A 16,132-nucleotide genomic window follows, 5' to 3' on the forward strand; every position below is an offset into this window, starting at 1 on the left:
CGCGCGTCACGACCGCGACATCAATGCGGCAAAGAATCTTGAGCGCTTAGCGCTCACTACCGTGAGTTGCACGGGAAGTGACGCCTGTGGAGAGGAAGGCTCTGGCTTCGATCTTAGGATCGAAGTGAAACCGGCCTCGTTGAAGCAGGAATCAAACCTGTCCTATTTGGGTAGGGTTTGAGCAACGGCAAACGAGTGTACAATGCGCTAAAAAAAGGAGTGAGGAAGATGCGATCGGTTGTTCCGTTGCCGCCCGAGCGTTTGTATGCCGGCGTCGATCCGCGCGATTTCGATTTTGAAACCACGGCCGAACTGCCCGATGTCCCCTTGGTGTTCGAGCAGGCGCGGGCGCTTTCGGCCTTGCGCTTCGGGATCGAGATCGCCGATGCGGATTTTAACGTCTTCGTCTTAGGTCCCGAAGGCTGCGGCAAGTTGACCGCGGTGCGCGAGGTGGTGGGAGCACACGCCTTGCGCCAACCGGTTCCGAGCGATTGGTGCTACGTTTACAACTTTCAGGACCCGGTCCGACCTAAAGCGATCGAATTGCCTGCGGGGAGCGGTCGGCGCCTTCGCCAGGACTTGGCGCAGCTGATCGAAGAACTGCGCAATGCCATCCCGGCGGCTTTTGAGGGCGAGGAATACCGGGCGCGGGTGGAGGAGTTGGAACAAGAGGCCAAGGCGAGGGAAATCCACGCCCTCGAAGCGCTGCGCGAACAGGCCCGCAAGCAGGGCGTGGCGCTGCTGGAGACGCCCACCGGCTTTGCCTTTGCGCCTCTCACCCACGAAGGCCAGGTGATGAGTCCGGAGGTGTTCCGTCAGCTTCCGCCCGAGGTGCAAGAGCGCATCGAGGCGACGGTCGAGGAGCTCCAGCAGCAGCTGCAAAAGTTGCTTAGGCAGTTTCCCCGCTGGCGCAAGGAGGCGCGGGAAAAATTGCGGCAATTGAACCGCGAAATCACCCGCTACGCCGTCGATCCGTTAATCGAGGAAGTCAAGCAGTCTTATCTAGAAATTAAGGAGGTGTTAGCGCATTTGGACGCGGTTGAGCAGGACATCCTCGAGCACGTGGAAGATTTCTTGCCCCAGCCTCCGCCGCCGGTTCCCCTGCCGTTCTGGGTCTCCAAAGCGGAGGAACGGCTCAAGCGCTACCAGGTCAACCTGCTGGTCGATCACAGCGAACAACAAGGCGCCCCGGTGATCTACGAGGCCCTGCCCAATCACGCCAACCTGATCGGGCGCATCGATTACCACGCCTTCATGGGCACGCTGGTGACCGATTTCAGCCTGATCAAACCCGGGGCCTTGCATCGGGCCAACGGTGGGTATTTGGTTCTGGACGCGCTTAAGGTGCTGACCCAACCCCACGCCTGGGACACCCTCAAACGCACCCTAAAGGCGCGCGAGATCAAGATCGAGTCGTTGGAGAAAACCTTAAGCCTGATCAGCACCTTGCCGCTGGAACCCGACCCGATCCCGCTTAAAGTGCGGGTGATCCTAGTCGGCGACCGGCTGCTGTATTACCTTTTGGAGGCGCTCGATCCGGAATTCAAAGACCTGTTTAAAGTCGCGGCCGATTTTGAGGAGGAGCTGCCGAGAACCCAAGCGAGTTTGAGGCTCTATGCCCAGGTGCTGGCCACCTTGGCGCGCAAGGAAGGTTTGTTGCCGCTCACCGCGGAGGCGGTGGCGCGGGTGATCGAGCAGGGCGCGCGCGAACTCGAGGACGCGCTTAAAGTCAGCGTCCATCTGCGCACCCTGACCGACCTGCTCAAGGAAGCCGACTATCAGGCCAGAAAGGCCGGACGCGAGTGCATCGCCCGCGCCGACGTGCAGGCGGCGATCGACGCCCGGATCGATCGCAGCGACCGCCTACGCACCCGAATCCAGGAGCTGATCGCGCGCGACGCCTTGCTGATCGACACGGCCGGCGCACGGGTGGGGCAGATCAACGGCCTGACGGTGATCTCTCTAGGGAGCTTTAGCTTCGGTCGGCCGGCGCGGATCACCGCCACCACCCGGCTAGGGGAGGGCGAGGTGATCGACATCGAGCGCGAGGCAGAGCTGGGCGGCGCCATCCACTCCAAGGGGGTGATGATCCTGTCCAACTTCTTAGCCGCGCGCTACGCCCGCGTTCGGCCTTTGTCCATGGCCGCCAGCCTGGTGTTCGAGCAGTCCTACGGGCCGGTGGAAGGAGACAGCGCCTCGCTGGCGGAATTGTGCGCGCTGTTGTCCTCGCTGGCGGATTTGCCGGTGCGGCAGGACTTGGCGGTGACCGGTTCGGTCAATCAACTGGGCCAGGTCCAGCCCATCGGCGGGGTCAACGAGAAAATCGAAGGTTTCTTCGATACCTGCAGCCGCAAGGGTTTGACCGGAACCCAAGGGGTCATCATCCCGCAGGCCAACGTCCAAAATTTGATGCTGCGTCAGGACGTGGTCGCTGCGGCGGCGGCCGGTAAATTCCACGTCTACGCGGTCCAGACCGTGGACGAGGCGTTGGAGCTTTTGCTCGGCGTTCCCGCCGGAACCCGTTCTGAAGATGGCCGCTTCCCGCCGGAGACGGTGAACGGGCGGGTGGAGCGGCAGCTTGAGCAATTCGCCGAGTTCCGCAAGCGTTTCTTGGCGAAGGAGGCGAGCCAGTGACCGAGGTCAAGCCCAGGGTGACGGTGGCGTTTGATTCTTTTTGCCCGAGGCGGCCGGCGCTGGATTTGGGCGCCCGGATGGCAGCGCGGGAGGGACTGAGGCTTACGATCTTGCTCGTTGAAAACATCGAGCTTTGGCACGCGGCCAGCCTGCCTTGGGTGCAAGAGGTCGATCGCCTTTTGGGAAGCCTGCGGCCGTTTGAGACTTCGCGCTTGGAAGCCCTGTGGCAGCGCAACCTCGCCCAGATCCGCACGTGGTTGGCGGAGATCGAGACGCGTCTGGCCTTGCCCGGCGGTTTGGAGATCCGGCGCGGGCGCTATTTGGAGACGGCGTTGGCCGCCGCCCAAGAAGGGGATCTTTTGATCTTCGGCGCCTACCGCGAGTGGCTGGCGGCGCGCCGCGCTCCGGTCTGGGTCTGGTACGAGGGTGGGCCCTCGGCCGAGCGGGCGCTGGCCATAGGGCGCGAGCTGGCGCGCGAGGAAGGCTGTCGGCTGGTGCTCGCCGGCAGCGCCCCGGCGGCCGGCGAGGAGTTCGTCGCCACCGACGGAGAAGGTTTTTTAAAGCTGCTCGAACGCCAGGGATGCACTGCGGTGGTCTGCCCTCGCTCCAGTCCTTTGGCCGAGCTTTTACCTTTACGCGCGCGCTGCCCGGTGATCCTAGTCTGAAGTCGTGTCCGGAAGGATCCCAGTGTGGCGAAGCAAAGCGTCGATTTTGGGCTTGCGGCCGCGGAACGCAATGAACGATTCCAAGGCCGGGCGGCTGCCGCCGGTCTCCAGGATGTGCTCTAAAAACGCGCGGCCGGTGAGGGGGTCGAAGATCCCTTCTTCCTCAAAGCGCGAGAACGCATCCGCCGCCAGCACTTCCGCCCACTTGTAGCTGTAGTAGCCGGCCGCGTAGCCGCCGCCGAAGATGTGGGTAAAACTGTGGGCGAAGCGGTTGAAGGCGGGCGGTTTGAATACCGCGACCTCGTCGCGGACCTGGTCCAACAGCTCGTAAATCCGCCCACCCTGAGCGGGATCGTATTCCAAGTGGAGGCGGAAGTCGAACAGGGCAAATTCGAGCTGGCGGACCATCTGCATGCCGGCCTGAAAGTGGCGGGCGGCAAGCATCTTGGAAAGCAGCTCGTCCGGCAACGGCTGGCCGCTTAAGTAGTGGCCGGAGATGTGTGCAAGAGCTTCTTTTTGCCAACAGAAGTTTTCCATGAACTGGCTGGGCAGCTCCACCGCGTCCCACTCCACCCCGCGGATCCCGGAGGCGGCCAAGTAATCCACCTGGGTCAACAGGTGGTGGAGGCCGTGGCCGAACTCGTGAAACAGCGTCAAGACCTCGTCGTGGGTCAACAAGGCCGGGGCGTCTGCGGTAGGCGGGGTAAAGTTGCAGGTGAGGAAGGCCACGGGGATTTGCACCTGGCCTTGAAATTTACGCCGGGCGACGCACTCGTCCATCCAGGCGCCGCCGCGTTTTTTCGGGCGCGCGTAAAGATCCAGGTAAAACCGGCCGCGCACTTCTCCCTGCCGGTCTAGGATTTCGTAAGCCCGCACCTCAGGATGCCAGACTTCAACGCCTTCAAGTTCGCGGACGGTGAAGCCATACAGGCGTTCGACGACTGCAAACAGCCCCGCCACGACCTTGGGGGCAGGAAAGTATTGCTTGACTTCCTCCTGAGACAGTTGAAAGCGGGTTTGGCGCAATTTCTCTGAGAAATACATGAGATCCCACGCTTTAAGCTCCTGAATCCCGCCGTGTTCGCGGGCGAACTGCTCAAGCTCGGCCAACTCCTCTTGGGCTTTCGGTTTGGCGCGGGCGGCAAGCTCCTTAAGGAATTTAAGAACTTGGGTCGGGGTTTGAGCCATCTTGGTCGCCAAGGACAGCTCGGCAAAGTTGGCATAGCCCAAAAGCTGCGCCTTTTCGTGGCGCAGGCGCAGGATTTCTTCCATGCAGGCGGTGTTGTCGAAGCGTCCGGCCAAGGGCCCTTGGTCGGAGGCGCGGGTGACGTAAGCTTCGTACATTTCCCGCCGCAGGTCGCGGTTTTCGGCAAAGGTCATCACCGCCGCGTAACAGGGAAACTCCAAGGTCAACAGCCAGCCGTCTAGACCTTTGGCTGCCGCCGCCTGGCGGGCAACGGCCAAAGCGGTTTCGGGCAGTCCGGCGAGCGGTTTGAGGTCGGTAAAGTGCTTGGTCCAGGCGTTGGTTGCGTCGAGCACGTTCTCCTCAAATTGACTCATAAGCTGCGCCAGCCTTTGCTCGATTTCTTTAAAGCGGGCTTTTTGCGCCTCCGGCAAGTCCACGCCGGCGAGGCGAAAATCGCGCAAAGCGTCTTGGAGGATTTTCCGCTGAGCGGCGTCGAGCCGGCCGAATTCCTCGCTTTCCGCAAGGGCGCGATGGGCTTCGTACAGGCTTAAGTTTTGGCCTAGTTCGGTGGCGTACGCGCTCAGTTTGGGCAAGCAGGCGTTGTAAGCCTGGCGCAAGGGCTCGCTGTTGACCACCGCGTTCAAGTGCCGGACCGGCGCCCACGCTTTGTCTAGCCTATCGTCCAGATCCTCGAGCGGGCGGATCAGGTTGTCCCAGGTGTAGTTGGGAGTGCGCAAAAGTTCGGCGATCCGGGCGCGGTTCTCCGCCAGGATCTGGTCTATGGCCGGCTCTACGTGCTCGGGGCGGATGCGCGCGAAAGGAGGAAGTTCGTAAGCTTCGAGTAAAGGATTGCTCATGGGGACCCTCGTTAAGCGTTGAGAAGGGCTTCCCATCTTAGTCGGGATCACTAAAAACACAACTGCATAGATGAGTATAATGATAAACTTTTAAAAACTTAGCCTGTTCGATGACCCAACCCCCTGGATTGCCGGAAGAATTGCGCCGTTGGTTCAAGCGCCGCCTAAAGCAGGAACGCGCCTCCCTTGGCGTAGAGTTGAGTTATGAGGGCAACACGCCTTACGATTTGCTGTTTTACCGCTTGGTGCAGGAGGCGGCAAGCCATTGGCAACGGAGGTATGGATTTTCGCCGACGCCGGAGCAGTTGAGCCGGGCGTTTTTCGAGGCCGAATTTGAGCGCTTTCGCGCCGGCCATCCGCCGTTCTTCCGCCGTTTGCGCAAGCTCAAGCGCTGGTTGGAATTTTTTTGGCTCAGCCTGCGGGGGCGTTGAAACCTATGACCGGCTTTGATCCCGAACGCCTGCGCCAGCTCGGGCTGGAGGTCATCCGCCTGGAGGCCGAGGCGGTGGCGGCTTTGGCCGCGCGCATCGATGCGAACTTTAGCCGCGCGTGCGAGCTGATGCTCAAGTGCCGGGGGCGGGTGATCGTCACCGGCATGGGCAAATCCGGCCACATTTGCGGCAAGATCGCCTCGACTCTGGCCAGCACCGGCACGCCGGCTTTTTTCGTCCATCCGGGCGAGGCCAGCCACGGGGACTTGGGGATGATCACCGCGCACGACGTGGTTTTGGCCCTGTCCAATTCCGGCGAGACCGCAGAGCTCATCACCATCATCCCGCTCATCAAGCGCCTCGGTGTGCCCTTGATCGCCATGACCGGCCGCCCGGATTCTACCTTGGCGCAGCAGGCCACCGTGCACATCGACGTCAGCGTGCGCCAGGAGGCCTGTCCTTTGGGGCTGGCCCCGACCGCGAGCACCACGGCCGCGTTGGCGATGGGCGACGCCCTGGCGGTGGCCTTGCTTTCGGCGCGCGGTTTCACCCGGGACGATTTTGCCCGCTCCCACCCGGCGGGCAGTCTAGGGCGCAGACTGCTGCTTAAGATCGACGACGTGATGCACACCGGGACCGATATTCCGGCGGTGTATGAGAACGCGAGTTTAAGCGAGGCGTTGCTCGAGATGACGGCGAAGAAGCTCGGCATGACCGCGGTGATCGACGGCGAGCGGCGGGTGCGGGGGATTTTCACCGACGGGGACTTAAGGCGCCTATTCGAGCACGGCAACTACGACGTGCGCACCACGCCGATCGGCGAGGTCATGACCAAAAATTGCACCACCGTCCCGACCGGCATCCTGGCCGCGGAAGCGGTCAAATTGATGCAAGAGAAAAAGATCAACGCCTTGCTCGTCGTCGATGCTCAAGGCCGCCTGGTCGGGGCGCTCAACATGCACGATTTGTTACGCGCGGGAGTGTTCTGATGTACGACCCTCAGGTTTTGGAACGCGCCGCCAAGGTGCGGCTGGCGATCTTTGACGTGGACGGCGTGCTCACCGACGGGCGCCTGTTCTTCGATCACGAAGGGCACGAGTTCAAGGCCTTCCACGCCCGCGACGGCCACGGCTTGAGATTGCTGCAGTTGAGCGGGGTCGAGACCGCGGTGATCTCGGGGCGCACTTCGGCGGCGGTGGCGTTGCGCTGCGAAAGCTTAGGGATTCGTCACGTCTACCAAGGCTACCTGGACAAGCTGGCGGCCTTAGAGCACCTGCGGCAGATCACCGGGGTGGAATTTTCGCAAATCGCCTATGTGGGCGACGACGTGTTGGATCTGCCGGTCATGCGCCGGGTTCAGCTGGCGATCGCGGTGCAAGATGCGCATTTCGTCGTCAAGCGCTACGCCCACTGGATCACCGAAAACTCCGGCGGATTGGGCGCGGCGCGCGAGGTGTGCGATCTGATCATGCACGCCCAAGGCACTTTCGATGCGATCGTCGGCCGGTACCTGCAATGAAGCTAAAAATCGCGTTTTGCTTGAGTTTATTGTGGGCCGAGTTCGCCTTCGGCCTGGAGGAAGATTCGGCGCAACCGGTCTACATCGAAGCCAACAGCGCCTATTACGACAAGAAGATCGACCAGAGCACCTATACCGGGAACGTGGTCCTGGTCCAGGGAAGCCTGCATTTGCAGGCCGACAAGCTGGTCGCCTACAGCCCTGGGGGCAAGGTGGAGAAAGTGGTCGCCTACGGCAATCCGGTCCGCTTCCGGCAGCAGCCCAAGCCCGGCGCCGAGGAGATCCGCGGCCAATCCAAGCAGGCCGAATACTATATGGAGAAGAAATACATCGTCCTGATCGGCGAGGCGGTGGTGTGGCAGGGGAAAAACGAGTACACCAGCGACCGGATTGAATACGACCAGATTAACGACATCGTCAAGGCCGGCGAGGCCAGCTCCGACGCCAAGCGGGTCAAGATCATCCTGCACCCGAAGACCGAATCCTCGCCTCCCCCAAAAAAACAATAAGGCAAGCCGATGGCGATCTTAGAAGCCTGGGATCTGGTCAAACGCTTTGCCAAGCGCACTGTGGTCGATGGGGTGTCGCTCAAGGTTCAGGGGGGGGAAATCGTAGGGCTTTTGGGGCCAAACGGCGCCGGCAAGACCACCTGTTTTTACTTGATCGTCGGCTTGCTCCAACCGGATGGGGGGCGGATCGAATTGGACGGTCGAGAGATCACCGAGCTTCCCATCCACAGGCGCGCCCGCCTGGGGCTAGGCTATCTGCCCCAGGAGGCCTCGGTGTTTCGCCGCTTGACCGTGATCCAGAACCTAATCGGCGTGCTCGAGCTCAGGCCGGATTTGACCCAAGGCCAGCGCGAGCTGATCGCCACCGAGTTGCTGCAAGAATTCGGTTTGGATTCTGTGCGCGAACAACCGGCCGCGAGCCTTTCGGGAGGGGAGCGGAGGCGGCTGGAGATCGCCCGGGCCTTGGCCTTGGAGCCGCGGTTTATCCTCCTAGACGAACCTTTTGCCGGAGTCGATCCGATTTCTATCCTCGATCTGCAAAAGCTCATCCGCGACTTGAGCGCTAAAGGCATCGGCGTGCTCATCACCGACCACAACGTGCGCGAAACCCTAACGGTGGTCAACCGCGCCTACATCATCAGCCACGGCCGCGTGATCGCCCAAGGCGAACCCCGGCAAGTGCTGGAGAACCCCAAGGTACGGCAGGTCTACTTGGGGGAGCATTTCAATCTTTGAGCTGGCTTCATCAGGGGTGTCCGCGCCGGGCCGGTCAAATCTTGGGGCAGGGTCGCGGAAACCACGTAGTTGGGACCCGAGGATGCGATCTCCAGCGCCACCTTTTGCCCCTTGACCGTCACCTCGATGGTTTCGGGTAAAACCGACCAGGTGAGAAAGAAAACCTCGCCCCCGGCGCTTTCTTTCGCCATCTCGAGAGGGTTGAAGTGGGCAAACTTGGGCTGCGGACAGCTTTGCCCGCCGCCCTTGCTGCCGCCATAGCCCAAGCCGTCCAGGGACCAACTAAGCAGTACCACCGCCAACAGACAAGCCAATCGCCGCATCTCACCTGCTTAAATACCTGCCACAGGGGTGCTTATACGCAATTTAAAAGACCTTAAGTCAATCCAGGCTTTAGACCCCGCATGCTTGCCATCGCCGCTGCCGCCCGGCGGCGCTGGCTGGAGGCCAACAGGCCTTCCACCCGGGGCAGGAAATCTTCGTTCTCCCGGATCAGGTGTTCGCGCTGGAGCCTCTCGAAGCGAGCGGCTTGCTCTAAGAACTTTTCCGGCACTTGCCGCCGCTCCAGTACCTCGTGCACGGCGATGACCAGCACCCGCCAGGCTTCTTCGATTTCCTCGTGATCCAAAGCAAGGCGCTCGAGCATGCCGTCAAGGAGCAGGTCCTGGCCCACCACGAGCGGGAACAGGGCGCGCTCCTCGTCGAGGTGATGCAGCGGGCCGGCTTGTCGGTAGAAGACGTAGAGTTCGGCCAGGCGCAAGGCGCGTTCCTCATTTAGCCCGGCCTGGTCGATAGCTTGGGCGAGCGCCAGAAGCTGCGCGCCGCGGGTAAAGAAGCTTTGGTGGTAGCGGTGGATGACTTCGATCCCGTCAGTAAAGTCCCCCGCTGGCTCTTGGAACTGGATCTTCATCGCCGGTAGAAGACGAACTTGGCGCGCACAACTTGGTACGGCCGGGTCAAGTAGTTCAAGGGGATCACGAGCACGTGCACCAGGCGGGTGAAAGGAAACAGCAAAAACACCGTCAGCCCGAAGAACAGATGCAGTTTGTACGCCAGCGGAACCGAATCCAAAAGCTCAGGTCTTGGGGACCAGGTGACGATGCTCTGGGCCCAGGCGGCCAGGTTCACCATGATGGTGGCATCTCCCAAGACGGCGTGGTATAGGGAGAAGGGAATGGTGAAAAGGCCTAAAGCCAAAGTGAGAAGCAGCCAGTCGAGGATGAAGATGTCCATGAAGCGGGAAATAGCGCGGATGCGCGGGTGGAACATGCGCCGCCGCCACAGGATCACCCCGCCGATCATCCCCAAAGTGCCGAACAAAGCGCCCAAAGCGATCGCGAGGTGCTGGTGGGCCAGGTCGGAGACGCCCAGCGCCAAAAATACCGGACGCGGGGTCAAAAGGCCGATCAGGTGGCCGAAGAACAACAGGATGACCCCCGCATGGAACAGCCGGCTGCCGCGCATAAGCTTTTCTTTTTCTAAAAGCTGGCTGGAGTCGGCTTTGAAGGTGTACTGCTCGCGGTCGTAGCGGATCAGGCTGCCGAGCAAAAACACGGTACCGGCGATGAAGGGATAGACGCCGAAGAGAAAATGGGAAAACGTCATGGGGAAACCTCCAATTCGAGGACTCTCATTCGATCAATAGATTCTGGGGTTCTCTCGCATCCTCGGCGGTGAGTCGTGCGATCAACAGCCGAACCAGCGGGGCATAGGGGCTTTCCACTTTGTAAAGGTTGGCCGCCAGCACCTCCAGCGCCTGTTGGCACTGGGCCAGGAACGTGCCGCCCTGATCCGAAGGCAAAGTGGAGGCGTATTCGAGGATCAAGGGCAGGTAGTCGGGCAGTTCGCCCCGCTTGATTTCCAGCCCCTGCCGCTGGTAGAACTCGGCCAGATTCGCCAGGGTCAGGCCGCGTCTTCGGTCCTGCTCCTCGAACAGGTGCCAGGTCAGGTGCAGGCTGTGGTCGGGATTGAGATCGAAAGTGCGCACGTATTGGGCCTGCCAGGCGAGTAAATCTTGACCCAGCGCCCACTCCCGGAAAACGGCGAGCACGCGGTGGGCGGATTCAGGCAGCTCTTTAAGGGCATCACCCGCTTGCAGGTAGTCGGCAAGCTCTTGGTCTGGGTAATCCAGCAGCCGAGAAAGCAGCCGGTAGAGTCGGGGGAGGCCTGAAAGTGGAATCGCCATCACTTTACCGGCTTGGCTTTGGACCTAAGTTCGCGCATCGGCGTGAACCGGATCGGCTGGGTAAAGCCTTTGCGCTTTTCCGGAAACAGGGAAAAACCGTCCTCGTAGGCGCTGACCGAGCAGGCTTCGTTGCCGAAGGCAAACCCCATCTGGCCTTGGAAGGCGTAGATGTCCTGGTGGGCGCGGTACTCGGGCGCGGTGGGGATGACGAAGCGGTCCTCGTAGTTGGCGATCGCCAGCAGTTGGTACATTTCCTTGACCTGGGTTTCGGTCAGGCCCACGTCAAATAAGACTTTGCGGTTAGGTTGGCCCTCCACGTGGAGCGAGCGCATGTAGCTGCGCATCGCCAGCATCCGTTTGAGCGCCAGGACAACGGGCGCCTCGTTGCCAGCAGTTAAGAAGTTGGCCAGGTACCGGATCGGCAGCTTCAAGGCTTCGAGTTTGGGGATGGCGCCGTCCTCGTGCACCGGCAGGTTCCCTTGGTCGATCTGGGTCTGCACCGGCGAGAGGGGTGGGATATAAAAGACCATCGGCAGGGTGCGGAACTCAGGGTGCAGGGGAAAGGCAAGTTCCCATTCCACCACCAGCTTTAGAATCGGCGATTTTTGCGCGGCCTCGATCCAGGCCTGGGGGATGCCGTCCGCCAGCGCTTGGGCGATCACCTCCGGGTCGTTGGGATCCAGGAAAATCCGGCGCTGGGCCTGGTACAGCTCTTTGGGGTCCTCGGTGGCGGCCAATTCGGCGATGCGGTCGGCATCATACAGCAGGATGCCGTTGTAGCGGATGCGGCCTACGCAGGTCTCCGAGCACACCGTCGGCAGGCCCGCTTCCACCCTGGGATAGCAGGCGGTGCACTTTTCCGCCTTGCCCGATTCCCAGTTGTAATAGACCTTCTTGTACGGGCAGTTGGAGATGCACATGCGCCAGCTGCGGCAGCGGTTCTGATCCACCAGCACGATGCCGTCTTCTTCGCGTTTGTACATCGCCCCCGAAGGGCAAGAGGCCACGCACGAAGGATTGAGGCAGTGGTTGCAGATCCTGGGCAAATAGATATTGAACGAGTTTTCGAACTCGGCGTAGACGGCCTTTTGGACTTCGTTGAAGTTGACGTCGCGCGCGCGCTTTTCGAACTCGCCGGCCATGTCGTCTTCCCAGTTGGGGCCCCATTCGATCTTGTCGAGCACCGATCCGTCGATCAGCGAATACGGGCGGGCTACCGGTGCTGCCTCGCGTAAGGGGCTGTGCTGCAGGCTGGCGTAATCGTAGTCGAACGGTTCGTAATAGTCGTCCAAGGTGGGAAGGTCGGGATTGGCGAACAGATTGACCAGCCGCTTTAAACGCGAGCCAGACTTGAGCTTGAGCTGGCCGCCTTTGACCTCCCAGCCGCCGTGCCATTTTTCCTGGTCTTCCCAGTGCTTGGGGTAGCCTATCCCGGGTTTGGACTCGACGTTGTTGAACCAGGCGTATTCGACCCCTTTGCGGTTGGTCCAGACGTTCTTGCAGGTCACCGAGCAGGTGTGGCAGCCGATGCACTTGTCCAGATTGAACACTAAGGCGAAATTGGCGCGTACTTTCATGCGTTATTTCCCCATCCCATTGAATTCCACTTCCACTTCCCGCTCAGGCGCCTCCTCGAAGCCCGGTTCCATGGTTGGATAAGCCCCTTGCGGCACCCCTGCGGGGTTGAGTTGGGCTTCCCGTTCGGGGGTCAGCTCCCGTTCAAGCCAATCCACCTGCTCGTCGGGAATCGGCAAGAGAATCACGAATTCGTCGCGCTGGGAACCGACCGTGCCGTAGTAGTTGAAGCCGTAGCTGAACTGAGCGTAGCCGCCGATCATGTGGGTCGGCTTTACCGTCACCCGGGTGACGCTGTTCAAGATCCCACCGCGCTTGCCGGTGGTGGGAGAACCTGGGACATTCACGATCTTCTCCTGGGCGTGGTACATCATCGCCATCCCTGCAGGAATCCTTTGGCTGACCACCGCCCGCGCTACGGTGGCGCCGTTGGCGTTGACCGCCTCGACCCAGTCGTTGTCCTTAAGGCCGATCTTGGCCGCGTCCTGTTCGGAGATCCACACCACCGGCCCCCCGCGGAACAGGTGCAGCATCCTGAGGTTATCGTTGTAGGTGCTGTGTATGCCCCATTTGGAGTGGGGGGTGATCCAGTTCAGCACAAGATGCGGCCTGTCCTTGAACTTTTCCTGCACGGCTCGGGTGGCCTTGAGGTCCACCGGCGGGCGGAAGGTACACAGGTTCTCGCCGAATTCCCGCATCCATTCGTGGTCCAGGTAAAAGTGCGCCCGGCCGGTCAGGGTGCGGAACGGGATGTACTCGTGAATGTTGGTGTAGCCCGCGTTGTAGCTGACCTCCTCGGATTCGACCCCGCTCCAGGTGGGGGAGGTGATGATCTTCCTAGGCTGCACCACTAGGTCGTGGAAGCGCAGGCGGTCCTCGCGCCGGGCCTCGGCCAAGTGGGTGTGCGCCCGCCCGGTCTTCTTCTCCAGCGCCTGCCACGCCTTGTAGGCGACGTGGCCGTTGGTCTCCGGGGCCAAGGTCAAAATCGCCTCGCACACCGCGATGTCCTCACGGAGCTTGGGCCGCCCTTGGGCCGGCCCTGCCTCTTCGACCACGCCGCAGATGGCTTTGAGGCGCTCGATCTCCTCCCGGGTTTCCCAGGTCAACCCCTTGACGCCGTTGCCCAGCTTGTCGAGCAGGGGGCCTAAGGAGATAAATTTTTGGTAGGTGTTTGGGTAATCGCGCTCCACCACCTTCAGGATGGGCAAGGTCTTGCCGGGGATCGGCTCGCACTCGCCCTTTTGCCAATCGCAAACGCCAAGCGGCTGGGCCAGCTCAGAGGGGGTGTCGTGAAGCAAAGGCTGTGCCACCAAGTCCGGCAAGGTGCCTAGGTGCTTTGCTGCAAGCTGCGAGAACTTGTGCGCGATCGTCTGGAAGATCTGCCAGTCGGTGCGCGACTCCCAGGCCGGATCCACCGCCGCCGTCAGCGGGTGGATGAACGGATGCATGTCGGTGGTGTTAAGATCGTGCTTCTCGTACCAGGTGGCGGTGGGCAGGATGATGTCCGCGTAAGCCCCGGTGGAATTCAAGCGGAAGTTGATGTCCACCAACAGGTCCAGTTTGGCGATGGGGGCGGGGGTGCGCCATTGGATCTCCCTTGCTCTCGCCTCCTCGCGTACGTCCTGCAGCACGCCGTTTTGAGCGCCGAGCAGGTGCTTTAGGAAATACTCGTGCCCCTTGGCGCTGGATCCCAACAGGTTGGCGCGCCAGACGAACAGGTTGCGCGGAAAGTTTTCGGGAGCGTCGATGTCTTGGACGGCGAATTTGAGCCTGCCGGATTTGAGCTGCCGGACGACGTAGCGGGCGATCTCCTCCTCGCTCGTGCAACCTGAAGCCAAAGCCTCTTGGCAGAGCGCGATCGGCGAGCGGTTAAAATGCGGCGCCGAGGGGAGCCAGCCTAGGCGCTGCGCTACTACGTTGTAATCGGCCAAAGTATAGCCGCGATACTTGCCGGTGGCGGTGGCGGCTAGGAGCTCGTCGGGGCTTAGGGTCTCGTAGCGCCACTGGTCGGTGTGGAAGTAGAAGAACGAAGTGCCGTTCATCTGCCGCGGCGGCCGGTGCCAGTCCAGGGCGAAGGCGATCGGCGCCCAGCCGGCCTGGGGGCGAAGCTTTTCCTGGCCGACGTAATGGGCCCAGCCGCCGCCGGACTTGCCGACGCAGCCGCACAGGTGCAAGAGGTTCATGATCGCACGGTAGGTCATGTCGTTGTGGTACCAGTGGTTGACCCCGGCGCCCAGGATCACCATCGACCGGCCTTGGGTCTTTGCGGCGTTGGCGGCGAACTCGCGGGCGGTGCGAATGATGGCGGCGCGCTTCACCCCCGAGACGGCCTCGGCCCAGGCGGGGGTGAAGGGAATCGGATCGTCGAAGCTGTGCGCGCACTCCCCCCCAAGTCCTCGGTCAAGGCCGTAGTGAGCCAGCACCAGGTCGAACACCGTGGCGACCAATGCCTCTTCGCCGTTCTTCAGGGTCAGCCGGCGCGTCGGCACGTGGCGGATAAGAGTTTTGTCGCCGTTGTCGAAGCGCGCAAAGTGCACGGGAACGACCGCATCCTCTGTGCCGAGCAAGCTTAGTTGAAGGACGACGAGACGGCCTGCGGCGTCCTTGGGCTCCAAGGTCCATTTGCCTTCCTCGCCCCAGCGAAAGCCAATCGAGCCTTGGGGGACGACGAGGGTGCCGGTGGTTTCGTCGAACGCCACCGTTTTCCACTCCGGCCGGTTGGTCTGGCCCAGCGCGCCTTCAAAGTCCGAGGCCCTAAGGAAAGGCCCGGGGGTAAAGCCGTCGCCTAAGGTCTCCAGGCGCACCAGCATGGGCAGGTCGGTGTAGGTGCGGACGTAGTCGAGGAAATACGGGGTCGGGTGGTCGAGGAAGAATTCCTTCAGCACCACGTGGGCCATCGCCAGGAATACCGCCGCGTCGGTGCCTTGCCTGACCGGCATCCACAGGTCGGCGAACTTGACGTATTCGGCGTAGTCGGGGGCGATGGCAACGACCTTGGTGCCTTTGTAGCGCACCTCGGAATAGAAATGGGCGTCCGGGGTGCGGGTCATCGGCAGATTGGCCCCGCAGACGATGATGTAGCCTGAGTTGTACCAATCGGCCGCTTCCGGCACGTCGGTCTGCTCCCCCCATACCTGCGGCGAGGAAGGTGGCAGGTCGCAGTACCAATCGTAGAACGACAGGCACACCCCGCCGATCAAAGAGAGATAGCGGGTGCCGGCGGCGTAGGAGATCATCGACATGGCCGGGATAGGGGAAAACCCAACGATCCGGTCAGGTCCAAAGCGCTGGATGGTGTAAACGTTGGCGGCGGCGATGATTTCCACCGCCTCGTCCCAGCTTAAGCGGACAAAACCGCCTAAGCCCCGCACCCGGGTGTAGGAGGCGCGTTTTTCCGGATCGGCCTGGAGCGCCGCCCAGGCCTCGACCGGGTCCTTGCCGCTCTGGCGCAGCGCGCGGTACAGTTCGAGCAGCCGCCCGCGGATCAGGGGGTATTTGACCCGGTGCGGGCTGTACAGGTACCAGGAGTAGCTGGCGCCGCGCTGGCAACCGCGCGGCTCGTGGTCAGGGAGGTCCGGGCGGGTTCGGGGATAGTCGGTGGCCTGAAGCTCGAACGCTACCAGCCCGTTCTTGACGTGGATGTTCCAGGAACAGCCGCCGGTGCAGTTGACCCCGTGGGTGGAGCGCACCACCTTGTCGAAGCGCCAGCGGCTTCGGTAGGCGTCCTCCCACTGGCGGTCTTCCCGGGTGACGACCCCGTGGCCGGCAGCGAAAGTCGGGTTGGTTGACTGGAAAAACTTCAGGCGATCGAGAAAGTGACTCATGACAGACCCCTT

General features: G+C 61.7%; 15 protein-coding genes. 8 read left to right on the forward strand and 7 right to left on the reverse strand.

Translation table 11 applies throughout. The annotated features are described in order from the left end of the window. The 3 genes from ACYQ3M_RS01840 to ACYQ3M_RS01850 form a co-directional block, all read left to right on the forward strand. Nucleotides 1-181 (forward strand): hypothetical protein (locus ACYQ3M_RS01840; RefSeq protein ID WP_460034343.1); only part of this gene is annotated, 181 nt, incomplete at its 5' end. A gap of 47 nt (nt 182-228) precedes the next feature. Continuing rightward, a complete protein-coding gene (locus ACYQ3M_RS01845; RefSeq protein WP_460034344.1) occupies nt 229-2,634 on the forward strand; it encodes a Lon protease family protein in 2,406 nt (801 codons plus the stop codon). Then, entirely contained in the window at nt 2,631-3,299 is a 669-nt protein-coding gene (locus ACYQ3M_RS01850) for a hypothetical protein (RefSeq protein ID WP_460034345.1), read from the forward strand. The genes ACYQ3M_RS01845 and ACYQ3M_RS01850 overlap by 4 nt, the downstream gene beginning before the upstream one ends. Here ACYQ3M_RS01850 and prlC read toward each other — a convergent pair. Next, nucleotides 3,291-5,342 (reverse strand): oligopeptidase A, encoded by a 2,052-nt coding sequence (gene prlC, locus ACYQ3M_RS01855; RefSeq protein ID WP_460034346.1) that lies wholly within the window; start codon nt 5,340-5,342, stop codon nt 3,291-3,293. The two genes, ACYQ3M_RS01850 and prlC, sit on opposite strands and share 9 nt — an antisense overlap. A gap of 110 nt (nt 5,343-5,452) precedes the next feature. Here prlC and ACYQ3M_RS01860 point away from each other — a divergent pair, with 110 nt between their 5' ends. The 5 genes from ACYQ3M_RS01860 to lptB are packed head-to-tail and all read left to right on the forward strand — an operon-like array spanning nt 5,453 to nt 8,536. Beyond that, nucleotides 5,453-5,773, forward strand: a complete 321-nt coding sequence (locus tag ACYQ3M_RS01860) for a hypothetical protein (RefSeq protein WP_460034347.1) — start codon at nt 5,453-5,455, stop codon at nt 5,771-5,773. Between the two features lie 5 nt (nt 5,774-5,778). Continuing rightward, nucleotides 5,779-6,762, forward strand: coding sequence for a KpsF/GutQ family sugar-phosphate isomerase (locus tag ACYQ3M_RS01865; RefSeq protein ID WP_460034348.1), 984 nt, complete (start codon nt 5,779-5,781; stop codon nt 6,760-6,762). Then, on the forward strand, nt 6,762-7,292 hold the full coding sequence (locus ACYQ3M_RS01870; protein ID WP_460034349.1) for a KdsC family phosphatase: 531 nt from the start codon (nt 6,762-6,764) through the stop codon (nt 7,290-7,292). The genes ACYQ3M_RS01865 and ACYQ3M_RS01870 overlap by 1 nt, the downstream gene beginning before the upstream one ends. After that, nucleotides 7,289-7,801: a lipopolysaccharide transport periplasmic protein LptA gene (lptA, locus tag ACYQ3M_RS01875; RefSeq protein WP_460034350.1), complete on the forward strand. Its 513-nt coding sequence runs from the start codon at nt 7,289-7,291 to the stop codon at nt 7,799-7,801. The genes ACYQ3M_RS01870 and lptA overlap by 4 nt, the downstream gene beginning before the upstream one ends. 9 nt (nt 7,802-7,810) lie before the next feature. Further along, complete coding sequence (gene lptB / locus ACYQ3M_RS01880; protein WP_460034351.1) at nt 7,811-8,536, forward strand: LPS export ABC transporter ATP-binding protein; 726 nt, start codon at nt 7,811-7,813, stop codon at nt 8,534-8,536. Here the strand turns inward: lptB and ACYQ3M_RS01885 are convergent. Genes ACYQ3M_RS01885 through ACYQ3M_RS01910 form a run of 6 tightly spaced genes read right to left on the reverse strand, consistent with a single transcriptional unit; the run spans nt 8,509 to nt 16,120 of the window. After that, nucleotides 8,509-8,859 carry a hypothetical protein gene (locus tag ACYQ3M_RS01885; protein WP_460034352.1) on the reverse strand — a complete coding sequence of 117 codons (351 nt, stop codon included), beginning with the start codon at nt 8,857-8,859 and terminating at the stop codon, nt 8,509-8,511. The two genes, lptB and ACYQ3M_RS01885, sit on opposite strands and share 28 nt — an antisense overlap. A gap of 53 nt (nt 8,860-8,912) precedes the next feature. After that, nucleotides 8,913-9,446 (reverse strand): hemerythrin domain-containing protein, encoded by a 534-nt coding sequence (locus ACYQ3M_RS01890; RefSeq protein ID WP_460034353.1) that lies wholly within the window; start codon nt 9,444-9,446, stop codon nt 8,913-8,915. Further along, nucleotides 9,443-10,141 (reverse strand): respiratory nitrate reductase subunit gamma, encoded by a 699-nt coding sequence (gene narI, locus ACYQ3M_RS01895; protein ID WP_460034354.1) that lies wholly within the window; start codon nt 10,139-10,141, stop codon nt 9,443-9,445. Before narI ends, ACYQ3M_RS01890 begins: the two co-directional genes overlap by 4 nt. Before the next feature lie 25 nt (nt 10,142-10,166). Continuing rightward, nucleotides 10,167-10,721 (reverse strand): nitrate reductase molybdenum cofactor assembly chaperone, encoded by a 555-nt coding sequence (gene narJ, locus ACYQ3M_RS01900; RefSeq protein ID WP_460034355.1) that lies wholly within the window; start codon nt 10,719-10,721, stop codon nt 10,167-10,169. Continuing rightward, nucleotides 10,721-12,298 carry a nitrate reductase subunit beta gene (gene narH / locus ACYQ3M_RS01905; RefSeq protein ID WP_460034356.1) on the reverse strand — a complete coding sequence of 526 codons (1,578 nt, stop codon included), beginning with the start codon at nt 12,296-12,298 and terminating at the stop codon, nt 10,721-10,723. Before narH ends, narJ begins: the two co-directional genes overlap by 1 nt. A gap of 3 nt (nt 12,299-12,301) precedes the next feature. Continuing rightward, nucleotides 12,302-16,120 (reverse strand): nitrate reductase subunit alpha, encoded by a 3,819-nt coding sequence (locus tag ACYQ3M_RS01910; protein WP_460034357.1) that lies wholly within the window; start codon nt 16,118-16,120, stop codon nt 12,302-12,304. Nucleotides 16,121-16,132: the final 12 nt, after the last annotated feature.

The sequence above is a fragment of the Methylothermus subterraneus genome (assembly GCF_054656915.1).